At 72.6% G+C, this 21,108-nt stretch carries 18 protein-coding genes; 6 read left to right on the forward strand and 12 right to left on the reverse strand.

What is annotated here, in order from left to right; genetic code table 11:
- The first annotated feature begins 64 nt into the window (after positions 1–64).
- Complete coding sequence (locus tag AB0M11_RS01875) at positions 65–964, forward strand: hypothetical protein (RefSeq protein WP_365700273.1); 900 nt, start codon at positions 65–67, stop codon at positions 962–964.
- 21 nt (positions 965–985) lie between these two features.
- Here AB0M11_RS01875 and AB0M11_RS01880 read toward each other — a convergent pair whose 3' ends face one another.
- On the reverse strand, positions 986–3,532 hold the full coding sequence (locus tag AB0M11_RS01880; RefSeq protein WP_365700275.1) for a polynucleotide kinase-phosphatase: 2,547 nt from the start codon (positions 3,530–3,532) through the stop codon (positions 986–988).
- Positions 3,529–5,007 carry a 3' terminal RNA ribose 2'-O-methyltransferase Hen1 gene (locus AB0M11_RS01885; protein ID WP_365700277.1) on the reverse strand — a complete coding sequence of 493 codons (1,479 nt, stop codon included), beginning with the start codon at positions 5,005–5,007 and terminating at the stop codon, positions 3,529–3,531. Before AB0M11_RS01885 ends, AB0M11_RS01880 begins: the two co-directional genes overlap by 4 nt.
- A 130-nt stretch (positions 5,008–5,137) precedes the next feature.
- On the opposite strand from AB0M11_RS01885, the gene AB0M11_RS01890 reads away from it, so the two are divergent.
- Complete coding sequence (locus AB0M11_RS01890; protein ID WP_365700279.1) at positions 5,138–5,782, forward strand: TetR family transcriptional regulator; 645 nt, start codon at positions 5,138–5,140, stop codon at positions 5,780–5,782.
- Positions 5,779–7,101: an FAD-binding oxidoreductase gene (locus AB0M11_RS01895; RefSeq protein WP_365700281.1), complete on the forward strand. Its 1,323-nt coding sequence runs from the start codon at positions 5,779–5,781 to the stop codon at positions 7,099–7,101. Before AB0M11_RS01890 ends, AB0M11_RS01895 begins: the two co-directional genes overlap by 4 nt.
- Positions 7,102–7,107: 6 nt before the next feature.
- Here the strand turns inward: AB0M11_RS01895 and AB0M11_RS01900 are convergent, their stop codons facing one another.
- Positions 7,108–7,779: an NAD(P)H-dependent oxidoreductase gene (locus AB0M11_RS01900; protein WP_365700283.1), complete on the reverse strand. Its 672-nt coding sequence runs from the start codon at positions 7,777–7,779 to the stop codon at positions 7,108–7,110.
- Between the two features lie 119 nt (positions 7,780–7,898).
- Here AB0M11_RS01900 and AB0M11_RS01905 point away from each other — a divergent pair, with 119 nt between their 5' ends.
- Positions 7,899–8,849 carry a LysR family transcriptional regulator gene (locus AB0M11_RS01905; RefSeq protein WP_365700285.1) on the forward strand — a complete coding sequence of 317 codons (951 nt, stop codon included), beginning with the start codon at positions 7,899–7,901 and terminating at the stop codon, positions 8,847–8,849.
- On the opposite strand, the gene AB0M11_RS01910 is transcribed toward AB0M11_RS01905, so the two are convergent.
- The 8 genes from AB0M11_RS01910 to AB0M11_RS01945 all read right to left on the reverse strand — a co-directional run bounded on the left by AB0M11_RS01910 (position 8,836) and on the right by AB0M11_RS01945 (position 17,724).
- Complete coding sequence (locus AB0M11_RS01910; RefSeq protein ID WP_365700287.1) at positions 8,836–9,243, reverse strand: nuclear transport factor 2 family protein; 408 nt, start codon at positions 9,241–9,243, stop codon at positions 8,836–8,838. The genes AB0M11_RS01905 and AB0M11_RS01910 overlap by 14 nt on opposite strands.
- A 7-nt stretch (positions 9,244–9,250) precedes the next feature.
- Positions 9,251–10,174 carry an NAD(P)-dependent oxidoreductase gene (locus AB0M11_RS01915; RefSeq protein WP_365700289.1) on the reverse strand — a complete coding sequence of 308 codons (924 nt, stop codon included), beginning with the start codon at positions 10,172–10,174 and terminating at the stop codon, positions 9,251–9,253.
- 19 nt (positions 10,175–10,193) lie between these two features.
- Positions 10,194–12,953 carry a non-ribosomal peptide synthetase gene (locus AB0M11_RS01920; protein WP_365700291.1) on the reverse strand — a complete coding sequence of 920 codons (2,760 nt, stop codon included), beginning with the start codon at positions 12,951–12,953 and terminating at the stop codon, positions 10,194–10,196.
- Between the two features lie 624 nt (positions 12,954–13,577).
- On the reverse strand, positions 13,578–14,501 hold the full coding sequence (locus tag AB0M11_RS01925; protein ID WP_365700293.1) for an LLM class F420-dependent oxidoreductase: 924 nt from the start codon (positions 14,499–14,501) through the stop codon (positions 13,578–13,580).
- 281 nt (positions 14,502–14,782) lie between these two features.
- The gene (locus tag AB0M11_RS01930; RefSeq protein ID WP_365700294.1) at positions 14,783–15,241 is read right to left on the reverse strand and encodes a DUF6099 family protein; all 459 of its coding nucleotides are present in this window, start codon (positions 15,239–15,241) and stop codon (positions 14,783–14,785) included.
- A gap of 195 nt (positions 15,242–15,436) precedes the next feature.
- Positions 15,437–15,766 (reverse strand): nucleotide pyrophosphohydrolase, encoded by a 330-nt coding sequence (locus AB0M11_RS01935; protein WP_365700296.1) that lies wholly within the window; start codon positions 15,764–15,766, stop codon positions 15,437–15,439.
- Positions 15,763–17,082, reverse strand: coding sequence for an ATP-binding protein (locus tag AB0M11_RS01940; RefSeq protein ID WP_365700297.1), 1,320 nt, complete (start codon positions 17,080–17,082; stop codon positions 15,763–15,765). The genes AB0M11_RS01935 and AB0M11_RS01940 overlap by 4 nt, the downstream gene beginning before the upstream one ends.
- A 252-nt stretch (positions 17,083–17,334) precedes the next feature.
- Positions 17,335–17,724 carry a cell division protein SepF gene (locus AB0M11_RS01945; RefSeq protein WP_294005825.1) on the reverse strand — a complete coding sequence of 130 codons (390 nt, stop codon included), beginning with the start codon at positions 17,722–17,724 and terminating at the stop codon, positions 17,335–17,337.
- Between the two features lie 292 nt (positions 17,725–18,016).
- Between AB0M11_RS01945 and AB0M11_RS01950 the strand changes: the two genes are divergently transcribed.
- Positions 18,017–19,714: a hypothetical protein gene (locus AB0M11_RS01950; protein WP_365700330.1), complete on the forward strand. Its 1,698-nt coding sequence runs from the start codon at positions 18,017–18,019 to the stop codon at positions 19,712–19,714.
- A gap of 170 nt (positions 19,715–19,884) precedes the next feature.
- On the opposite strand, the gene AB0M11_RS01955 is transcribed toward AB0M11_RS01950, so the two are convergent.
- On the reverse strand, positions 19,885–20,400 hold the full coding sequence (locus AB0M11_RS01955) for a YceI family protein (protein WP_365700299.1): 516 nt from the start codon (positions 20,398–20,400) through the stop codon (positions 19,885–19,887).
- 100 nt (positions 20,401–20,500) lie between these two features.
- On the opposite strand from AB0M11_RS01955, the gene AB0M11_RS01960 reads away from it, so the two are divergent.
- A complete protein-coding gene (locus AB0M11_RS01960; RefSeq protein WP_365700301.1) occupies positions 20,501–20,998 on the forward strand; it encodes a MarR family transcriptional regulator in 498 nt (165 codons plus the stop codon).
- The last annotated feature ends 110 nt before the right edge of the window (positions 20,999–21,108 follow it).

Consider the following 21,108-nt stretch of genomic DNA (forward strand, 5'->3'; position numbering starts at 1 on the left):
AGGTCCGCACCGCGCGGCCGGCCGGCGCCGGGGACCGCTCCGCCCGGTGCGCGGGGGCGGCGCCATGAGCCTCGCGCCACGCGCCGTGCTCGTCCACCGGACCACGGAGTACGAGGAGTTGCTGGCCCGGCACGGCACGCACGGCCAGGCCGCGTTCTTCCTGGCCTCCCGGGGCCGGGACGTGGCCGAGGTCGCCGAACGGCACGGGCGCACCCGGCGGGCGCTCGCCGAGGTTTCCTCGGCGGTGCCGCAGGCCTGGCGCCAGGCCCGGGTCGAGCGGGCCGACCTGGACCGCTTCCTGTTCGCACCGGAGGACGTGGTCGTGGTGGTCGGCCAGGACGGCCTGGTGGCGAACGTGGCCAAGTACCTGGACGGCCAGCCGGTGATCGGCATCGACACCGACCCCGGCCGCAACCCGGGGGTGCTGGTGCGGCACCGCCCGGCACAGGCGGCCGTCCTGCTGGCCTCGGTCGCCGCCACGGCCACGCGGGCCGACGAGCTGACGATGGTCGAGGCGGTCGCCGACGACACGCAGCGGCTCGTGGCGCTCAACGAGATCTACCTGGGTACCGCCGGTCATCAGACCGCCCGATACCGCCTGGGCCTGGAGGGCGACGGGGGTGTCGTCGAGGCCCAGGCCTCCTCCGGGGTGCTGGTGGGCACCGGCACCGGGGCCACCGGCTGGCTGCGCTCGGTGTGGCAGGAGCGCGGCGCCCGGCTGCCGCTGCCCGCCCCCACGGAGGACCGCCTCCTCTGGTTCGTCCGGGAGGCGTGGCCGTCGCCGGCGACCGGGACCGCCCTGGTCGCCGGCGAGCTGACCGCCTCGGCGGCGCTGACCCTCATGGTCGAGTCGGACCGTCTGATCGCCTTCGGCGACGGCATCGAGACCGACGCCCTGGAACTGACCTGGGGTCAGACGGTCCGGGTGGGGGCGTGCGCGCGGCGGCTGCGGCTGGTCTGCTGACCTGCCGCGGCCCGCCGCGGTTCACAGCCGCGGGTCGACCGGCTCCGACTCCAGGGCCAGGATCCCGAAGACCGCCTCGTGCACCCGCCACAGCGGCTCGCCGTCCGCGAGGCGGTCCAGGGCCTCCAGGCCGAGGGCGTACTCGCGGATCGCCAGGGACCGCTTGTGGTTGAGGAAGCGGGTGCGCAGGCGGGCCAGGTTGTCGGGGCGCGTGTACTCCGGGCCGTAGATGATCCGGAGGTACTCGCGGCCCCGGCACTTGATGCCGGGCTGGACCAGTCGGCCGTCGGTGCCGCGCACCAGCGCGCCCAGCGGCTTGACGACCATGCCCTCGCCGCCCCGGCCCGTCATCTCCAGCCACCAGTCGACACCGGCCCGCACCGACTCGGGGTCGCCGGTGTCGACGTGCAGGCGGCGCGTGGTCTGCAGCAGGCCGGTGGGGTCGTGCTCCACCAGCCGGTCCAGGAGACCGAGTTGCTCGTCGTGCGGGAGTGCGGCGAGGCTGCGGCCCTGGACCGCGAGGATCTGGAAGGGGGCCAGGCGCACCCCGTCCAGGCCGTCGGTGGTCCAGCAGTAGCGGCGGTAGGCGTCGGTGAACGCGGCCGCGTCGGCGGCGCGTTCGCGCTGCCGGTCGAGCAGCTCGGCGACGTCCACACCGCGCGCCGCGGCCCGCTCCAGGGCGGCCAGCGCGCCGGGGAGGACGGCGCCGGAGGCGGCGCCCACGGCCGCGTACTGGGTGCGCAGCAGCCCGGAGGCCTTCAGCGACCAGGGCAGCAGTTCGGCGTCCAACAGCACCCAGTCGGTGGCGAGTTCCTCCCAGAGGCCGGCCGCGTCGACCGAGGCGCGGATCCGGCCGAGGACCTCCTCGGTCACCGACGGGTCGTCGAAGAACGGCCGCCCGGTGCGGGTGCAGAGGGAGCCGGTCGGGCCGGGGTCGACGCCGAAGCGCTTGTGCGCGACCTCAGCGTCCCGGCACACCAGTGCCACCGCCCGCGAGCCCATGTGCTTCTCCTCGCACACCACCCGCGCGACCCCGTCCGCGGCGTACTGGGCGAAGGCCTCGGCCGGATGCTCCAGGTAGCCGTCCACGTGCGAGGTCGCCGTCGGCGCCATGGTCGGCGGGAGGTAGGGCAGCAGGCGCGGATCCACCGCGAAGCGGCTCATCACCTCCAGGGCGGCGGCCGCGTTCTCCTCGCGGACCGCGATCCGGCCGTGGTGACGCGTCTCGACGACGCGGCGTCCGTGGACGTCGGCCAGGTCCAGCGGCCGGCCGTCCTGTCCGCCGGGTGCCTCGACGCGCAGCGGCCGGGCCGGTTCGTACCAGACCCGCTCGGCCGGTACGTCGACCAGCTCCCGCTCCGGCCAGCGCAGTGCGGTCAGCTTGCCGCCGAAGACGGCGCCGGTGTCCAGGCAGATGGTGTTGTTCAGCCAGGTGGCCTCCGGGACGGGGGTGTGGCCGTAGACGACGGCCGCGCGGCCCCGGTAGTCCTCGGCCCACGGGTAGCGCACCGGCAGGCCGAACTCGTCGGTCTCGCCGGTGGTCTCGCCGTACAGCGCGTGCGAGCGGACCCGGCCGGAGGTGCGGCCGTGGTACTTCTCGGGCAGCCCGGCGTGGCAGACGACCAGCTTCCCGCCGTCGAGGACGTAGTGGCTGACCAGTCCGTCGATGAACTCCCGTACCTGTGCCCGGAACTCCTCGTTCTCACCGGCCATCTGCTCGATGGTCTCGGCGAGGCCGTGGGTGTGCTGGACCTTGCGGCCCTTGAGGTACCGGCCGTACTTGTTCTCGTGGTTGCCGGGCACGCACAGGGCGTTGCCCGAGCCGACCATCGACATCACCCGGCGCAGTACACCCGGGCTGTCCGGGCCGCGGTCGACGAGGTCGCCGACGAAGACGGCCGTACGGCCCTCGGGGTGCACGCCGTCCTGGTAGCCCAACTTGGCGAGCAGCGACTCCAGTTCGCTCGCGCAGCCGTGGATGTCGCCGATGATGTCGAAGGGGCCGGTGAGGTGGGTCAGGTCGTTGAACCGCTTCTCGGTGACGACGGTCGCCGACTCGATCTCCTCGGTACCGCGCAGGACGTGCACCTTGCGGAAGCCCTCGCGCTCCAGGTGGCGCAGGGAGCGGCGGAGTTCGCGGATGTGGCGCTGGATGACCCGGCGGGGCATGTCGGCGCGGTCGGTGCGGGCCGCGTTGCGTTCGGCGCACACCTCCTCGGGGACGTCCAGGACGATGGCGATGGGCAGCACGTCGTACTGCTTGGCCAGGTCGATCAGCTGCCGCCGGGACTCCTGCTGCACGCTGGTCGCGTCGACGACCGTGCGGCGTCCGGCGGCGAGCCGCTTGCCGGCGATGTAGTGCAGGACGTCGAAGGCGTCCTTGGTCGCGCTCTGGTCGTTCTCGTCGTCGGAGACCAGACCGCGGCAGAAGTCGGAGGAGATGACCTCGGTCGGCTTGAAGTGGCGCCGGGCGAAGGTGGACTTGCCGGAGCCGGAGGCGCCGACGAGGACCACCAGGGAGAGGTCGGTGACGGGCAGGACCCGTCCGGTGCGCTGTGTCCCGGTCATGCCGCCTTCGCCTCCTTCTCGACGCCTGCGGTGGCTGTGCTCTTCTCGAAAACCGCCATCTGGGTGGGCGGCCCGACCTCGGGGTCGTCCGGCCCGACGGGGGTGAACGCGACCTGGTAGCCGTGGAGTTCGGCGACTCTGCGGGCCCAGGAGCGGAACTCCGCGCGGGTCCACTCGAAGCGGTGGTCGCCGTGCCGGGTGTGACCGGCGGGGAGAGAATCCCAGCGGACGTTGTACTCGACGTTCGGGGTGGTGACGAGGACCCTGCGCGGACGGGCGGCGCCGAACACGGCGTACTCCAGCGCGGGCAGCCTCGGCAGGTCCAGGTGCTCGATCACCTCGCTGAGCACCGCCGCGTCGTACCCCTTGAGCCGCTGGTCGGTGTAGGCGAGCGAGCCCTGGAGGAGCCGGACGCGGGCGGCCTGCCGCTCCCCCATGCGGTCCAGCTTGAGCCGCCGGGAGGCGATGGTGAGCGCCCGCATCGACACGTCCACGCCGACGATCTCGGTGAAGGACGGGTCCTTCAGCAGCTCCTGCACCAACTGGCCCTGACCGCAGCCGAGGTCGAGGACGCGGGCGGCTCCGGAGCGCTTGAGCGCGTCGATGATCGTCTCCCGGCGCAGCACCGCGAGCGGGGTCGGCTTCTGCTCCGTCTCCGTCTCCTCCTCGACCGCGTTGTCGATCTCCTCCACCTCGCTGTCGTCGGTCTCGGCGAGCCGGACCAGTTCCAGCCGTTCCATCGCCTGCCGGGTCAGCGACCAGCGGCGGGAGAGGTAGCGGCTGGTGATGAGCTTCTGCTCGGGGTGGCCGGAGAGCCAGCCCTCGCCCGCGCGCAGCAGTTTGTCGACCTCCTCGGCGGAGACCCAGTAGTGCTTGGCGTCGTCGAGGACGGGGAGCAGGACGTAGAGGTGGCGCAGCGCCTCGGACAGGGTCAGGGCCTCGGACTCCAGGACCAGGGCGACGTACCGCGAGTCACCCCACTCCGGGAACTCGGTGTCCAGCGCCACCGGTTCGGCGGTCACCCTCCAGCCGAGCGGCTCGAAGAGGTCCCGTACCAGGCCGGGGCCGCCGCGGGCGGGCAGCGCGGGCACCTCGATGCGCAACGGCATCGGCCGGGCGGGGGCTTCGGGGCGGGCCCGGCAGACGCCGCGCACGGCGCTGGAGAAGACGTTGCCGATCGCCACGGCCAGCAGCGAGGAGGCCGCGTACGGGCGGTCGTTGACGTACTGCGCGAGCGCCGCGTCGGGTGCGCCGCCGCGTCCCCTGCCCTTGCCGCGCCGGACCAGCGCGACCGCGTCAACCTCCAGGAGCAGCGCCGCCGTGCAGCGCTCGGCATCCGCCTCCGGGTAGAAGACGTGCGCGATGCCGTGCGAGGTGGTGAAGGTCTGCGCGCTGTCGGGGTGCTTGTGCAGCAGGAACCCGAGGTCGGTGGCCGGGGAGGCGGCGGTGCCGCTCGTGGAGATCGTCAGGAACACCTGTCCGAGTCTCCTCGGTCTGCCCCCTTCGGGACCACCGGTTTTTGCGGGCGCGGCGAGGTGACCAGAAGCGGCCTGGACCGCTCGGGCGGCGACCGGACCACTAATGACCACATGTACATTAGGGCTCGTGACCACGACGTCCAGCAGCGAGCCGCCCGCCCGGAAGCGGGTGCGGGCGCCCGAGGCGCATCGCGAGGCGATCCTCGACGCGGCCCGCGCCGCCTTCGCCGAGCGGGGATACGCGCGGGCCACCATCCGGGACATCGCCGGCCGGGCCGGAGTCACCCACGGTCTGGTGATGCGGCACTTCGGCTCGAAGGAGCGGCTGTTCCTGGCCGCCGTGCCCGGCACCCGCGACCTGCCGGAGCTGGTGCCGGGACCGCCCGGGACGCTGCCGGACAGGATCGCGCGGGCCTTTGTCGAGCGCATGGAGCGCGCCGACAACGGCGATCCGTTCCTCGCGGTGATCCGCAGCGCCGCCTCCGACGAGAGCGCGGCGACCGCCCTGTACGCGGCGATGCGGCAGAGCAGCACGGAGGCCTACCGCACGGTGCTGACCGGGCCCGACGCCGACGAGCGCATCGATCTGCTCGGTGCGCATCTCATCGGGATCGCGTTCAGCCGGTACGTGCTGCGCAGCGGGCCGGTGGCGGAGATGGCGCCGGACCGGCTGGTGCGCCACCTGGCCCGGACGCTGCGCTGTGCCCTGGAGCCGCTGGACACCGGGGATCCGGCCGGGGCCGGACCCGAGGAAGGGGAGTCACCGTCATGACGTCCACGCTGCCGCCGGTCCCGGCGTCGCTGGCCGGACGGGTCGTCGCACCGGACGACGCGCGCTACGAGCGGCTGCGCCACGGCTACGTGCACCGCGGCGCGCCCGCGGCCGTGCTGCTGCCCGAGGACGCGGGGCAGACCGCCGAGGCACTGCGGTACGCGCGCTCGCTGGGCTCGGTGGTCTCCGTGCGCAGCGGCGGGCACGGCATCAGCGGCCGTTCCACCAACGACGGCGGTGCCGTCGTCGACGTGTCGCGGCTCGACGAGGTGCGGGTGCTCGACCGGGCCCGGCGGCGGATACGGGTCGGAGCGGGCGCCCGCTGGGGGCGGGTGGCCCAGGTCCTCGGCGTGCACGGGCTGGCCGTCAGCTCCGGGGACACCGGTGACGTCGGGGTCGGCGGGCTGGTCACGGCGGGCGGCATGGGCTGGCTGGCGCGGCTGCGCGGCCTGACCGTCGACCATGTGACCGCGGTCGAACTCGTCCTGGCCGACGGCAGGTTCGTGCGGACGGACGCCGAGCGGGAGCCCGACCTGTTCTGGGCGGTGCGCGGGGCCGGCGGGAATTTCGGCGTCGTCACCGCCGTGGAAGTGGAGGCGTACGAGACCGGTGACGTGGTCTTCGCCAACCTGGTCTTCGACGCGGGGGACGCGGCGGCGCTGATCGAGGCGTGGGGCGCGGCGCTGGAGGCGGCGCCGCGCGAGCTGACCAGCTTTCTGACCTTCATGCCGGGCGGGGGGCCGGGCCGCCCGCAGCTGGCCCACGTCGCCGCGGTGTACGCGGGGAGCGCCGAACACGGCGCCGCCGAGAGGGCGTTGACACCGCTGCTCGGCATCGGCCCGCCGGTCCAGCAGCGGGCGGTACTGGCGCCCTACCCGGCGCTGGTCCCGGTGAGCGGCGTCGCGCACCACGGACAGCAGCAGCTGAGCGTCACCCGCTCCGGACTGCTGGACCACCTCACCCCGGGCGCGGCACGGGCGGTCGCGGCGGGGCTGGCATCGGGGCAGGTGCTGATGGTGCAGTTCCGTTCGGTGGGCGGGGCGGTCAACGACGTGGATCCCTCGGCCACCGCCTACGCCCACCGCACCCAGAACTTCGCGCTGATGTCCGCGACCGTGCCGGAGCTGGAGAGCGGCCTGGACGCGCACTGGGCACGGCTCGCCCCGCACCTGAACGGCATGTACCTCAGCTTCGACACCCGCCGTACCCCGCAGGTGCTGGCCCAGGCGTTCCCCGAGCCGGCCCTGTCCCGGCTCCGCGCCCTCAAGGAGCGCTACGACCCGGAGAACGTCTTCGACCGCAACTTCCCGCTGAAGTGACCGACGTCAGGAGGCGCCGTGGGTACGGGCGTCCTCCAGTGCCTTCTGGTAGGACGCGCCGGCCAGCTCCTGGAACTGGGCGAGCCGGGGCACGTGCGCCGACTTGGTCATCTCGGCGTGCAGGAAGGTGAGGTCGGCCGCGAGACCGACCATCGCGAGAGCGGCCCTCAGATACGGCTCCTGGTGGTCGGAGTCGTGCCGCGGCGTGCCGGGGCCGTAGGCACCGCCGCGCGCCGAGGCCACCACGACCCGCTTGCCGGACAGCGGGCCCTCGCCGGTGGCCGGGTCGACGATGAGCGGGGCGATCAGCACCCGGTCGAACCACGCCTTGAAGGTCGACGGCACCGAGAAGTTGTACATCGGCACCCCGAGCAGAATGGTGTCGGCGCGCAGAAGTTCCTCGATCAGCGGCCAGGTGATCGCCCAACTGGCCTGTTCCTCGGGCGTGGTGGCCGCGTCGCGGGCGGCGGTGAGGTCGCGGACACCCTCCTTCTCCAGGCGGTGCATCACCTCGATCTGGGCGTTGTCGACGTGCGGCACCGGGGCGGCGGCCAGGTCCCGGTAGATGTAGCTGCCTTCGGGGTTGGCCTTGCGCCAGGCCTCGGCGAACTCGCCCGAGATCTGGCGGGAGACGGAGCCCACGCGCGGGCTGGAGTCGAGGTGGAGCAGTGTGGGCATGGCGGAAAACCCCTGTCTGATCAGGTCGTTCATGTCGGTTCGTGGTCCATTGAAAGTCCGCGCGGCCGCGTTGTCCCGTAATCTGGCGTGGCAGTTCGTGACTGGAAGCGTTAGCGAGGATGACGGTGCTGGACGTACGGAAGCTGGTTCTGCTGCGTGAGGTCGGCGCCCGGGGTTCCATCGCCGCGGCGGCGCAGGCCCTGAACTACACCCGCTCCGCGGTCTCCCAGCAGCTCTCCGCCCTTGAGTCGGAGACCGGTACCGCGCTGCTGGACCGCGGCAGCAAGCGCGCCGAGCTCACCCCGGCCGGGCGGCTGCTGGTGGCGCACACGGACCGGATCGTCAGCCAACTGGAGGCGGCCGAAGCCGAGTTGCTGGCCGGCGGGGACGGGGAGATCGGCGGCGAGCTGCGGGTGGGCGTCCCGCTGCACGAGGGGCCCGCGCTGCTGGTGCCGGCGCTGAACCGGCTGCGCGAGGAACATCCGCGGCTGCGCATCACCCTGCACGGGGTGGCCCCGGACCAGGGGCGGCAGACGGTGCGGCTCGGCCGCCTCGACGCCGTCCTGGCCACCGGCTACCCGCGGGTGCCCGAACCGCGGGTGCCCGGCCTGTACGAGGAGGAGGTGCTCAGCGACCGGGTCCGGCTGATCACCGCTCCCGGGCACCCGCTGGCTCGGGCCGAGCGCCCCTGCGGACTGGAGGAGTTCGCCGAGGAGCCCTGGCTGCTCGACCGGACCTCGCGACTCGGCCGGCTCGCCCTGCACGCCTGCGCCGGCGCCGGGTTCGTGCCCGACATCGTCTCCGACATCGGGGACATGCAGGCCGTGTTCGGGCTGGTCTCGCTGGGCTGGGGCGTGGCCCTGGTGCCCGACCTGGTGCCGAGCCGGCCGGGGCTGCCGGTCGCCCGGATCACCCCGGCCGGTCCCGAACTGACCCGCCGTGTCACCCTCGTGGTGCGCGAGGGAGCCGTACACAGCCCGCAGGTGGCGGCCCTGCTGCCGGCCGTGCGGGAGGCGGCCGCCGAACTGGCCCGGGACCGGGACGCCGGCGGCCCGCTCAGCTGTCGATGACGCGGTGGAAGGCGACGGTGTCGAAGATGTCCTCCATCCGGACCGCACGCCCGTCGCGCAGCACCCAGGAGTGCACGAACGGCAGGGTCTCGGTGTGGCCGGAGAGCGAGACGACGTCCCGGTGGCCGAAGACGACCACCCGGTTCCCCTCCCGGACGAACTCCTCCGGGCGCAGCCGCATGCCGCCCAGCACGGTCGGCACGTGGGCCAGGAACTCCTTGACCCCGGCGTGCCCGTGCTTGGTGCCGCCGAGGCCGTACTTCGCCATGCCCTCCGGGTGCACCCACTCGATGTCCGGGTGGAAGGCGTCGAGCAGCGCGCCCACGTCCCGGGCGGCGAAGGCGGCGTAGGCGGCGTGGATCGGGGCGAGTGGATCGGTGGTGTGCTCGGTCATGTCCGTCTCAGTCCTTGAGGTGCTCGGGGTACAGCGCGGCCACGGTCCGTCGGATGCCCTCGCGCCAGGGCACCTTGCAGGGTCCGGTGAGGGAGCGGCGCAGGGCCGGGTCGAACTGGTAGGTCTCCCGGGTGACCTCGCTCGGCACCAGGTTCGCCTCGATGCCGGTCAGCTCCTCCAGGTGGCGGACGCAGTCGGTGATGCCGACCGGCTCGTCGCCGCCCCAGTTGGTCAGGGTCGCCGGGACGCCGGCCGCGCGCCACAGGTGCGGGACCTGCTCGACGAGGTCGTCGGTGTACAGCAGGGAGCACCAGTTCTGGCCCTGGACGGGGACCGGGATGGGTTCGCCGGCGAGCATCCGCTTGAGGTAGAGCATCGGCACACCGCCGTAGCCACCCGGGCCGTAGGCGATGTTGAGGCGGGCGATGACGGTGGGCAGGCCGAGGGTGTGGGCGAAGGCGCGGACCGTGCCCTCGGCGGCGATCTTGCCGACGGGGTAGGCGGGCAGCCAGTCGGCCCTGCCGTCCAGCGGGTCGGTCTCGGTGTACGCGTGGTCCAGGGTCTGCCGGGCGTAGAGAGCGCCCGTGGACACGTACAGGAACGCCTCGGCCGTGCGGCAGTGGGTCATCAGGCGGCCCGCGGCGACCGAGTTGACCTCGACGGCCGCGGTGAAGTCGCCGTCCTCGCCGCGCCGCACGGCCGAGTGGAAGACGTGGGTGAAGTCCTCGGGCAGCCCCTTGAGGGAGTCGTCGCCGGTGTCGTCCATGTCCCAGCGGAAGGTGCGGATGCCGTGCCGGGTGAGGTCGTCCTCGGCGCCGGGGGTGCCGAAGCGGCCCAGCGCCCAGACCTCGTTGTCCGCGGCCAGGGCCTTGGCCACCGGCCCGGCGACCTGACCGGTGGCGCCGGTGACCAGGATCTTCTTGCCGTTCACTGTTGTCTCTCCCGGGTGATCAGGCGTCGCCGAGGGCGCGGTCGAGCTCCTTGCGGAGGATGGACTGGAAGGTGGCCACGTGCTGCGGGCCCATCAGGGTGTAGTGCTCGCCGGGTACGTCGATGTAGCGGTTCGGCTCGGTGGTGTGCTCGTCCCAGCGGCGCAGCTCGTTGTCGAGCCAGTCCTGCTTGGTGCCGCGCAGCGGGACGGCGTAGAAGACGCTCATCGAGCGGACCTTGCCACTGGGGGTGTAGCTGCGGCCGAGGTCGGTGAGGCCGTCGGCGAGTTCCGCCCAGGCCTTGAACTTCTCGAAGGTCAGGTCGAGTTCGGCGAGCCGGCCCTCGGGCGCGTGGTCCACGAAGTACGCCAGCTGCTCGTCCTTCGGCAGGTGGCGCAGGCGCGCCGGGAGTTCGAGGGACTGCTTCTTGTCGATCAGCTCCAGGAAGAACGCCAGGTTGGCGGCGGTCTCCACGAAGTCCAGCTCGTCCATGCGGTACTTGATGTGCGGGGGCAGGTTGAAGCTGCCGACGAAGTCGACGCGTTCGCCCTGGTCCTGGAGGACCTTGGCGATCTCGAAGGCAACGGCACCGCCGTAGGAGTAACCGGCCACGGCGTAGGGGCCGTGCGGCTGCCGCGCCCGGATCGCCTTCACATAGGTGTCGACCATCTCGGCGAAGCTCTCGAAGGGGGTCTCGCCGGGATTGAAGCCGCGGGCACGCAGGGCGTAGAAGGGCCGGTCGCCGACGAAGTACTTGGCGAGGTTGACGAAGACGAGGACCTCGCCGACGCCGGGGTGGACGCAGAACAGCGGTGTCCTGTCGCCGCTCACCTGCATGGGCACGATCGGGTCGTACTCCTGCTCGCCGCCCGCGGTGCCGTCGAGGTGGGCGGCGAGGGCGCGGACGGTCGGGGCCCGCAGCACGGTGATGATCTGCAGGTCCGCGGCGCCGAGGCGCTGGGCGACCAGGGAGCGCAGCCGGAGGATGTCCAGCGAGGTGCCGCCGAGGTCGAAGAAGTTGGCGGTGGCGCTCAGCTTCTCGGGGTCGGTGTCGAACATCTCGGCGTAGATGCCCGCGAGGACCGTCTCGGTGTCGCCTTCGGGCGCGTTGTAGCCGCCGAGCCGGCGCAGCACCAGGTCGTCCACGGCGGCCCGGATCGCGTCGTACCCGCCCGCCTCCAGGCGCTTGCGCATGAGCGAGCGCTGGATCTTGCCGAGGCTGGTCTTGGGGAAGGCGTCCGCGGGCAGCGGCAGGATCAGGGCGGGCCGGAACCCCCAGTGCATGACGACGCTGCTGCGGACGGCGGTCAGCACCCGGTAGAGGGCGAGTTCGTCGCCGTCGGCGCACTCCGGGTGGAAGGCGATCACCAGTTGCTCGGTGTCGCTGCCGGGGGCGCGGGTGGGGAAGGCGGCGACGTAGGAGCGGGCCACGTCGTCGAGGCCTTCGAGGACCGACTCGATGTCGTGGCTGAAGTAGTTGACGCCATTGACGATGATGCTGTCCTTGCTGCGCCCGACGAGGGTGAGCCGCCCCTCGTCGAGGCGGCCGAGGTCACCGCTGCGGAACCAGCCGTCAGGGGTGAAGGCGTCCCGGGTGGCCTGCTCGTTGTTGTAGTAACCGGCGGTGATCATCGGGCCGTTGAGCTGGAGCTCGCCCACCTCGCCCGCGGGCAGCTCGCGGTGGTCCTCCTCGTCGGCGATCCGGATCCGCAGCCCCTCGACGGGACGGCCCAGGTTGGCGAACTCCTGGCCCCGGTCGGCGGCCGGGAACTCGACGGAGTAGATGCTGCCGGCGCAGGTCTCGGACATGCCGAAGGCCGGCCAGAGGGCGTCGGGGCGCAGGCCGTACGGGGCGAAGCGGTCGAGGAAGGTCTCGCCGGTGGTGCGCACGACGGCCTCGCCGCCGCTGATGATGTGGCGCAGCCGGGACAGGTCGAGGTCCTGGCCGTCCGCCCCGGCGAGGCGGTCGGCCTGCGTGTTGATCAGCCCCAGCAGGAAGTTGGGGGTGAAGGTCATCGTGACACCGAAGCCGGATATGAGGCGCAGGAAGTTCAGCGGCTCCTGCAGGACGACGGATGCCTCGACGTGCAGCTGGGTGCTGCCCGTGGACAGCGGCAGCATGTGGCACTCCAGCAGGGCGGCGACATGGTCGAAGGAGACCCAGTTGAGGGTGGTGTCGGCGGCCGTCAGCCAGTGGTAGCCGTTCTTGCCGGCCATGGAGGCGATCAGGTTGGCGTGCGAGAGCATGACCGCCTTGGAGTTGCCGGTGGAGCCGGAGGTCAGCACCAGGACGGCGGTGTCCTTCGGGTCCGCCTCGTGGCAGGCGTCGGCGGGCCGGTCGGCGTACAGCTCCTCCAGCGCGACGACCGACAGGCCCTCGGCGCGCGGGAGTTCGGCGGCGAGGGTCTCGCTGGTGACGATCAGCGGGTGGTCGAGGAGGGTGTCGACATGGGAGAGCTGGGCGGCCCACCGCTCCGGGTCGCCGCCGAGCGCGGCCATCGGGCAGGGCACGATGCCGCCCAGTTGGCAGGCCCAGAACGCGGCGAGGAACTCCCGCGGCCGCTCCAGCAGCAGGACGGCCTTGTCCCCGGCGGCGAGCCCGCGCTCGCGCAGGCCGCCGAGCACCGAGCGGGCCGCGTCGAGGAGTTCGGGGTAGCTCTGGAAGGGCGCGTCGGGGTCGGTGGCGGTCCGGGGGTAGCGCAGCCCGGATGCGGGGTGGTTCCGGGCGGCGTCGCGCAGCAGGTCCACGATGGTGCGGGTGGTGGATACGGCTGTGGTCATTGCGGTGCCTTCTCTTCCTGTCACGTCGGTGGCCGAGCTGTGGTGGCCGGGGACGGGTGGCAGCCGGGAGGCTCGGGCCACGGGTGGCGGCCTTCGCGCCGCGGCGGTACGGCGGATCGAATGGCGTACGGCATGGCGGGCAGGGGTTACGGCATGCCGTTCAGCTGGGGAAACCGGGCAGGGAAAAGCCCCGGGAAAGCACACCGGAGGCACGTTCGCCCAGGCTCAGAGGCTTCTGCAACAGATCACGACGGAACCTCGGAAACAGAAATCGAGCGTTCCGGGACATCGGGCAAGCACCTGTACATCGTCCCCCACCGACCAGGTCACTACCGGGAGCCACAGCGCCGGAGCTCCGAATACCCGCCGAGAATAGAAACCGGCGCACCGGCTTGTCAAAGGGCCCAGGAATGCGGCGAGTAAAAACCGGTTGAAGCAGAAAAGTGCGGTACCTGCGAATCCCTCCCGCAATTCAACCGCCACCCCTCGGCATTACGGCCCGGAAGGCCCGGAATGGGGAGGGGGCAATTTTTTCTTACACCGGGCGTCAGAATCCGCGACGGCCGAGCGAACAACCGCCCCCGGCCTTTTCGGCTCGGGGGCGGTCGTCCTGCGGGGCGCCGGTCAGGACAGCTGGGACTGGACCTGGGCGGAGATGAGCTCCAGGTGGTCCAGGTCGGAGAGGTCCAGGATCTGGAGGTAGAGGCGCCGGGCGCCGATCTCGGCGTAGCGGCCGATCTTCTCGACCACCTCGGCGGGGGTGCCGGCCAGGCCGTTGGCCTTCAGCTCGTCGACCTCGCGGCCGATCGCGGCGGCACGGCGGGCGACCTCCTGGTCGTCCTTGCCGACGCAGACCACGAGGGCGTTGGAGTACGTCAGCTCGTCAGCGCCGCGGCCGGCCGCCTCGACCGCGGCCCGGACCCGGCCGAACTGCCGCTCGCTGTCCTCGACCGAGGCGAACGGCATGTTGAACTCGTCGGCGTAGCGGGCGGTCAGCCTTGGGGTGCGGGTGGCGCCGTGGCCGCCGATCAGCACCGGGATCCGCGCCTGGGCGGGCTTGGGCAGGGCGGGCGAGCCGGTGAGGTCGTAGTAGGTGCCGTGGAAGTCGAAGGTGTCGCCGAGCTTGGTCTCCCAGAGTCCGGTGACGATCGCCAGCTGCTCCTCCAGGCGGCCGAACTTCTCCTTCGGGAAGGGGATGCCGTACGCCTTGTGCTCCTCCTCGAACCAGCCCGCGCCGAGGCCGAGTTCGACCCGGCCGCCGGACATCTGGTCGACCTGGGCGACCTGGATGGCGAGCACGCCGGGCAGCCGGAAGGTTCCCGCGGTCATGAGGGTGCCGAGGCGGATCCGCTTGGTCTCGCGGGCGAGTCCGGCGAGGGTGATCCAGGCGTCGGTGGGGCCGGGCAGGCCGTCCACGTCGCCCATCTTCAGATAGTGGTCGGAACGGAAGAAGGCGTCGAAGCCGAGGTCTTCGGTGGCCTTGGCGACGGCGAGGAGGGTGTCGTAGCTCGCGCCCTGCTGGGGCTCGGTGAAGATACGGAGGTCCATACACCCATCCTGCACGGCCGCCGCCCCGTCGACCGCATCGCCACCACCCGCCCCGGGCGCACGCACTCGGGTGCAGGTCGTCGACGGCGCGACCGCGGAGCGGCGCGGTCCGGTGACCGGCCTCCGCGGTGACCGTCGATGCGCGGCGTCGGACGCGGACCTCTCCGCGCTCGACGCGGACGCGCGACGGCCGCCGAAGGAGGAGGCCGACCTCGACCGAGAGTCATCCGCCAGTGCCCCAGCAGGCAACGTCTGCCCGGCGAACGTTGCCTGCCGGGGCACTAGCCGTCGTGGACCTCCTCCCGGGCCGCCAGCTTGCGGAGCATCTCGAGGACCCTGTCCCGGGACTCGTCGGCCGCGTCGATGGCCTCCATGCACTGCCAGTACGTCGCCTCGTCGGCCGCGGCGCTGGCCATGCCGACCAGGGCGATGCCCACCTCGCCCAGGAGGCCGCCGAGGCTCAGCAGGGTCCGGCGCGCGTCGTCCAGCTCGGTGAGCTGGGCGGCGCGCAGGGTGCCGGGATCCAGGTCGGGGGTGCCGAGCACGCCGCAGCCCCGGCCCGCCAGCTCGGTCAGGCCGAGCGCCTCGCCCCGCAGCTCGGGCGGCCCGGAGACGGCCAGCCTGCTGCCGATCGCCTGGGCCAGGGCCTGGGCCTGCCATACCTCGGTCATCATCTCCGCGACGCCCGCGCCACGCGCCAGCGCCCGTCTGCTCACCACGATGAGCCGCATCGCGTCCATCCGTCGCCCCGTCCCCGTCGGTCCGAACTGCCTTGCCGCACTCAGTAGTTCACTACCCAGAGTGAGGGTTCCCGAGACGTCGGACCAGGGGAAGACGGAAATCTCTGGACAACAATTCGGATTCGGGCGGGGTTTTGACTACGCAGTGTCAATTCGAAGTACGGCGCTCCCCGCTCGGGCCGACCCGGCGGGCGGTCACGCGGGCGGGAACCGCTTCTCGTTGCGCTCGATCTTGGCGTCGAGCGCGGCCAGCGGGTCGATGTCCAGGACGTCACAGAGCTGGAGGAGATAGGAGAGGACGTCGGCGACCTCGTCCGTGACCCGGTGAGCGGTGCCGGGGTCGGCCATCACCCGGGACGACTCCTCCGGGGTCAACCACTGGAAGATCTCGACCAGTTCGGAGGCCTCCACACTGAGGGCGGCCACCAGGTTCTTGGGGGTGTGGTACTGCCGCCAGTCACGCGCGGCGGCGAAGTCGGCCAGTCTGCGCTGGAGTCCGGCCACGTCGAGGGGTTCGTCGGTCACGCGTCCAGGTGTACCACCGTGATCTCCTCCGCTCCGGCCGCCCACGAGGCGTCGCTCACCGCGCCGACGAAGCGGATGTGACCGCGCTCGCCCATCTGGACGGCGGTGCGCAGGACTTCGGTGCGCTGGCGCGGGTCGAGGCAGCGGTCGAAGCCGTCGGCGAGGACGGTGAGGCCGCGCATGGCGTCGGGAACCTCGCCGGGCGTGTCCACCGCCAGGACGCCGGGCCCGGTGAACAGGACCAGGGCGAGGGCGAGATAGCGCAGTTCGCCGTCGCCGAGCCGCTCCAGCCCGGTGCGGTGGCCGTCGCCGCGGTCGAGCACCGCCCGCACCGTGCCGTCGCCGAGCGGTTCGGCCAGCAGGTCGGTCACGGGGCCGGCACAACCGCTGCGCACCGCCTCGACGAGCTGGGCGTGCCGGCGGCCGCACTCGGAGCGGGTCCGCCACAGCACGTCAGCGAGGTTGTCGCAGCCGCGCAGCAGCCTTCCGGAACCGGTGAGGACGGGGGTGCGCATGCCCTCGGGCCGCGGGTCGCACGCGAAGACCGACCGCAGGGCGACGACCATCTGCTCGGCAGCGGCGAGGACCTGCCGCTGGCCGTCCGTCTTCCCGGCCACGCGCAGCGGCAGCAGGGCGGTGCCGAGGCGGTCGTCGGGAAGCGGGGCCCGGGTCACCGGCGCGGAACCCGCGGTGTGCCAGGCGGCCTGTACGGCGGGGCGGCTCGGGTCGCGCAGCGCGGTCTCCAGGAGCACGAGCCCGCCCGCGGTCAGCCGCTCGCCGACGATGCGCAGGTCGGGCTCGGCCTGCACGGCGACGTCGAGCCGCACCGGGCCCTCGGCGCCGTCGGCGGTACAGCCGATGCGGAAGCCGCGCCGCCGCTGCGCGTCGGGCCGGGCCCGCTCCGGCACCAGCGCGCCCGGGTCCGGGAACACCTCGGCGAGCGCGGCCCCGCCCCCGAGCCGCGCGAGCGCCTCGTAGGCCGTGAGCACGGCGGACTTGCCGCTGCCGCTGGGCCCGGCGAGCAACGTGACCCGCCCGACCGGAAAGGCCGCGCCCCGGTGCCGCGCGAACGCGGAGAGCCGAAGCTCGGTGACCCGGGGCCGAGGATCCCGACGCACCACGGCGTCAGGCTCCGGCCCCCTCCCCCTCCCCCTCCCCGACCGAGCACGCGGCACCGGGTCTGCGGGCGGCGGGGCATCGGAGCCGGTTCGTGCATCCGGTGACGGTGCCGCGTCTCGACGCGACGGCGACGGCGTGCCGTCCGCCGCGGAACGGGCGGCAGGTGACGGGTGGGACGAGGCGAAGGGGGCGGCCATATGCGGACCGTAGGCCTCCGGACGTCCGGCGAACCGTTCCGTCGCGGCGACCTTCCTACGATCGGGGGACGATCCGCATCCCCCGCGATCGGCACCAGGGCCGCGACGCCGTCGCGGACGTCCGCCCCTGGTCCTTCAGGGGCGCGGGGAACTGCGCGACCAGCCCCCACCGGGCCGTCGGCCGGCAGCGCGCCGCACCACCCCGCGGCCCCGGCGGAGGCACCCGCACTCACGGCCGGGCCGCACGTCCCCTCAGCCCCCCGACACCCCCGCGCCCTCCATCAGCCCGCTGACCTCCGTGCCCGGCGGGGTGAGGAGGAAGACGTTGCGGTCGACCCGGTGCATTCCGCTGGCCAGGCCGAAGACCACGCCCGTACTGAAGTCGAGGACGCGCTTGGCGACCTCCGTCTCGGCGCCGGTCAGATCGAGCAGGACCGGTATCCCGGCCATCAGCGTCTCCGCGACGTCACGGGCGTCGGCGAAGACGTTGACCCGCAGGACGACGAAACGGCGGCGCGTCTCGGTCTCCGCGTCCGGCAGCGCACGGTGGTCCACCGCCGACGGCCACGCGTCGCGCCCCCGCAGCGGCACGACCTGGGCGAGCCCCTCCCACTGTTCATCGGTGACGTCGTAACGGCTCACCGGCTCCCCCTGACCTGACTCGCACTCGATGCCTGCACCAGCCAATTCTTACGCCAAGTCACCCGTTCGGCCCAACAGCGACACGATGCGCGAGCGTTTCCGGACGTCGCCGCGGGAAAGAGGTGATCTTGTCACCATTCAGGCGATTGGCGCGCATTGGTGGCTTCTTACCGCCCTCACACCGGACTCTTCTCCTCCCGTGACACCTCGCTCACCGCCCGCGATTACCGTCCGGTCCGTGCACTTGGCAGAAACACAACAGGTGACACCGGGCCGGCGGACGCAGTCGGCGGTGTCCGCCGGTCCCGGCGACGCCGGAGCCCCCGCCCCCTGGCACCGCGTCCTGACCCTCCTCGCCGACGTCGGCCTGTTCATCGGGACCCGGTCGGTGTGGGCGCAGGCGGCGACGCACCACCTGGTGCTGGCGGCCGTGATCTCCCTCTGCTACGTGTCGATCCTGGTGACCGGCGTGCTGACGCTGACGGTCCGCCGCACCCGCTCACTGGCCCGGCTCGACCTGCTGGTCCTGGTCACGGCGGTGACGCTCGCCCTGTGCGGCTGGGCCCTGAACCACAGCGGCGGCGACGAGGGCGCGCTCACCACCCAGGCCGCCAGGGAACTGCTCGCCGGCCACCCCGTCTACGGCCAGGCCTGGCCCTGGCTGTTCCACAACACCGGCATCGCCCTCACACCGACGATAAGCGGCGGGTACGACTACACGTACGGCTATCCCCCGCTGGCCCCGCTGCTGACCATCCCGTTCCTGTGGCTCGGCCACCACGGCGCCCCCGCGACGGCGGTCTGCACGGGCGCCCTGATCATCGGCACGGTCGCGCTGTGGCGGATGCTCCCGGTGCCGTGGCGGTCGACGGCGACGCTGGCCTGTCTGGGCTTCGGCTTCCTGTCGACGTACGCCCGGGTCGGCTACCCCGCGGTCATCGCCATGGCGCTGCTGATCCCGGTGGCGGTGCGCTGGCCGCGGACCGGGCAGGGCGGCCGGCTGGGCGCGGCCGGGATCGCGCGCGCCGCGTGTCTCGGGGCGGCCTGCGCGGCGCAGCAGCTGCCGTGGTTCGTCGCGCCGTTCCTGCTGGCCGGGATCTACGCGGTGCGGCGCGGGGAGCTCGGCGGCCGGGCCGCCGCCCTGGTGGTGCTGCGGGTGACCGGCGTGGCCGTCACGGTCTGGCTGCTGATCAACACGTACTTCATCGTGTCCGAGCCCGGCCGCTGGCTCCGCGGGATCGCGCTGCCGCTGATCCAGGGCGCCGTGGTGCACGGTCAGGGCCTGGTGGACGTCACGCTGTACTACACGAACGGCAGCGACCGCATCGACTGGTACTCGCACGCGAGCATGCTCCTCGCGGCGGCCCTGCTCGCCCTGTTCGTGCTGTTCGTGCGGCGGCTCGGTCCGGCCGCGACCGTGCTGCCGTGGCTCGCCTTCTTCCTGGCGACCCGCTCCCAGGACGGCTACTACCTGATGATGACCCCGCTGTGGCTGGCGGCGGCCGTCACCGTGCCGCTGTCGGAGTTCGAGCACGCCTGGCAGCCGCGTCCGGCCCTGCTGAGCGGGCCCCGCCGCCGTCCCGCCCTGATCGCGGCGGTCGTCCTGCTGCTCACTCCGGCGCTGGTGAGCGCGGGGCTCGCGGTGTCCGGCAAGCCCCCGCTGCGGATGCAGATCACCGCGCTGCGGCGCGCCAGGCACCAGGCCTCGGTGGTCCGGGAGATGACGCTGAAGGTGGTCAACACCGGCAGCGTGCCGCTCACTCCGCACTACACGCTGACCACCGGCCAGGGCATGAGCATGTACTGGCTGCTGGTGCGGGGTCCGGCGACGATTCCCGGGCACGGCACCGCGAGTGTGGAACTTCGGCCGGCGAACGGCCGGTTCGGCGTCCCCGCCAAGCCGAGCACTCGGATCCGGCTGCGCGCCTTCACCGCCGACCCGCAGACGTTGTCCAGCCAGGACGTCAAGATCAGCCGAACGGCCCGTTAGCCGTCAGCCGTCACCAGTCAGCCGGCTGTGCCGGCCATTCGGCCGCCGGACGCAGACCGTGCGGCCGCCACACAGACCGGGCAGGCCGTGCAGACCACCGGACAGGCCGTGCGACCACCGCCCACACGGGCCGCCGCGCAGGCCGCCGCCACGGCCGCGCGGTCGTTCCGTCAGGACGTCGCGCGGGTGAAGCGCAGGGTGCCGGTCACGGTGGTCGGGCCGCCCATCATCCGCATCTGGTTGAACGTGACACCGAACTCCTCGCGCACCACCGTGAACTCCGCCTCCAGCGTCAGCCCGTCGGCGTCCGCGGAGACCAGCTTCGCGGCCACCTGCTGCGGCCTGCTGATGCCCCGGACGGTCAGCTGGCCGTCGACCTGCACGGCGTCGCCCGCGCCCCGCGTGGCCCTGCGCACCGCGAAGGTGATCTCCGGGTGGTTCGCGGCGTCGAAGAAGTCGGCCGAGCGCAGGTGGTCGTCGCGCTTCTTGTTCCCGGTGTCCAGCGAGGCCGCGTCGATCACCAGGGTGCCGGTGGCGGTGCCGTCGGCGGACACCTCGCCCCGGCCGGTCACGCCCGCGAAGGTGCCCTTGACGGTGACCAGGCCCCAGAAGGTCTTGTGCCGGACGGCGACGGTGGAGGCGGTCGGGTCCAGCTGCCAGAGGCCGGTTTCCACGGTGACGGTCATGGCCGTGCTCCGATCAATCAATGCTTCAAATTTGGATGACTGCGGTACGGGAGCACGCTAGCCCACTATCCAAATTTGGACAACAGGTAGACTCGACATCATGGCCGCCTCCCAGGAACACCCCGCCGAGCTGCCCGAATGCCCCTCCATCAAAGGCGGCGGCCTGCTTCCGCCCGAACTGCGCGCCTGGATGCTGCTGCTTGCCGCGACCGGTGCGGTGGAGCAGCGGCTGCGGTCGGTGGTCAAGGAGACGCTGGACGTCTCGCACGACGAGTTCCTGACCCTGTGCCTGCTGGCCGAACAGCCGCGCGAGGGCCTGCGCATGACCAGGATCGCCGAGCTCCTGGGCCGCCCCAAGACCCGGCTCACCTACCAGATCGCCTGCCTCCAGCACGCCGGTCTGGTCACCCGCAAGGCCGCCTGCGGCGACAAGCGGGGCATCGAGGTCGCCCTCACCGAGAAGGCGCGCCGGCAGCTCCAGGAGGCCTCCGCCGCCCTCGCCGGGACGGTCGCGCAGGCGGTCGGCCATGTCATCGGACCGGAGCAGCGCGAGGCGCTGTGCGCGCTGATCCCCCAGCTCGCCGACGACACGCCCTGACCGTACGAATCCGGCCACTCCGTCCCCCGGGAGGCCCAGGTCACAGCCACGGGGAGGGCAAGGTCACAGCCCTGCCGACGGTGCGGTTCGAGCGCTCTGCCCTAGCATCC

It is taken from the genome of Streptomyces sp. NPDC051987 (assembly GCF_040680735.1).
Classification (GTDB): Bacteria; Actinomycetota; Actinomycetes; order Streptomycetales; family Streptomycetaceae; genus Streptomyces.

Excerpts from the sequence above, each read along its gene's own strand:
- AB0M11_RS01875 (WP_365700273.1), top strand. The coding sequence starts at position 65 with ATGAGCCTCGCGCCACGCGCCGTGCTCGTCCACCGGACCACGGAGTAC.
- AB0M11_RS01880 (WP_365700275.1), bottom strand. The coding sequence starts at position 3,532 with ATGACCGGGACACAGCGCACCGGACGGGTCCTGCCCGTCACCGACCTC.
- AB0M11_RS01895 (WP_365700281.1), top strand. The coding sequence starts at position 5,779 with ATGACGTCCACGCTGCCGCCGGTCCCGGCGTCGCTGGCCGGACGGGTC.
- AB0M11_RS01900 (WP_365700283.1), bottom strand. The coding sequence starts at position 7,779 with ATGCCCACACTGCTCCACCTCGACTCCAGCCCGCGCGTGGGCTCCGTC.
- AB0M11_RS01905 (WP_365700285.1), top strand. The coding sequence starts at position 7,899 with ATGACGGTGCTGGACGTACGGAAGCTGGTTCTGCTGCGTGAGGTCGGC.
- AB0M11_RS01910 (WP_365700287.1), bottom strand. The coding sequence starts at position 9,243 with ATGACCGAGCACACCACCGATCCACTCGCCCCGATCCACGCCGCCTAC.
- AB0M11_RS01920 (WP_365700291.1), bottom strand. The coding sequence starts at position 12,953 with ATGACCACAGCCGTATCCACCACCCGCACCATCGTGGACCTGCTGCGC.
- AB0M11_RS01925 (WP_365700293.1), bottom strand. The coding sequence starts at position 14,501 with ATGGACCTCCGTATCTTCACCGAGCCCCAGCAGGGCGCGAGCTACGAC.
- AB0M11_RS01930 (WP_365700294.1), bottom strand. The coding sequence starts at position 15,241 with ATGGACGCGATGCGGCTCATCGTGGTGAGCAGACGGGCGCTGGCGCGT.
- AB0M11_RS01940 (WP_365700297.1), bottom strand. The coding sequence starts at position 17,082 with ATGGCCGCCCCCTTCGCCTCGTCCCACCCGTCACCTGCCGCCCGTTCC.
- AB0M11_RS01955 (WP_365700299.1), bottom strand. The coding sequence starts at position 20,400 with ATGACCGTCACCGTGGAAACCGGCCTCTGGCAGCTGGACCCGACCGCC.
- AB0M11_RS01960 (WP_365700301.1), top strand. The coding sequence starts at position 20,501 with ATGGCCGCCTCCCAGGAACACCCCGCCGAGCTGCCCGAATGCCCCTCC.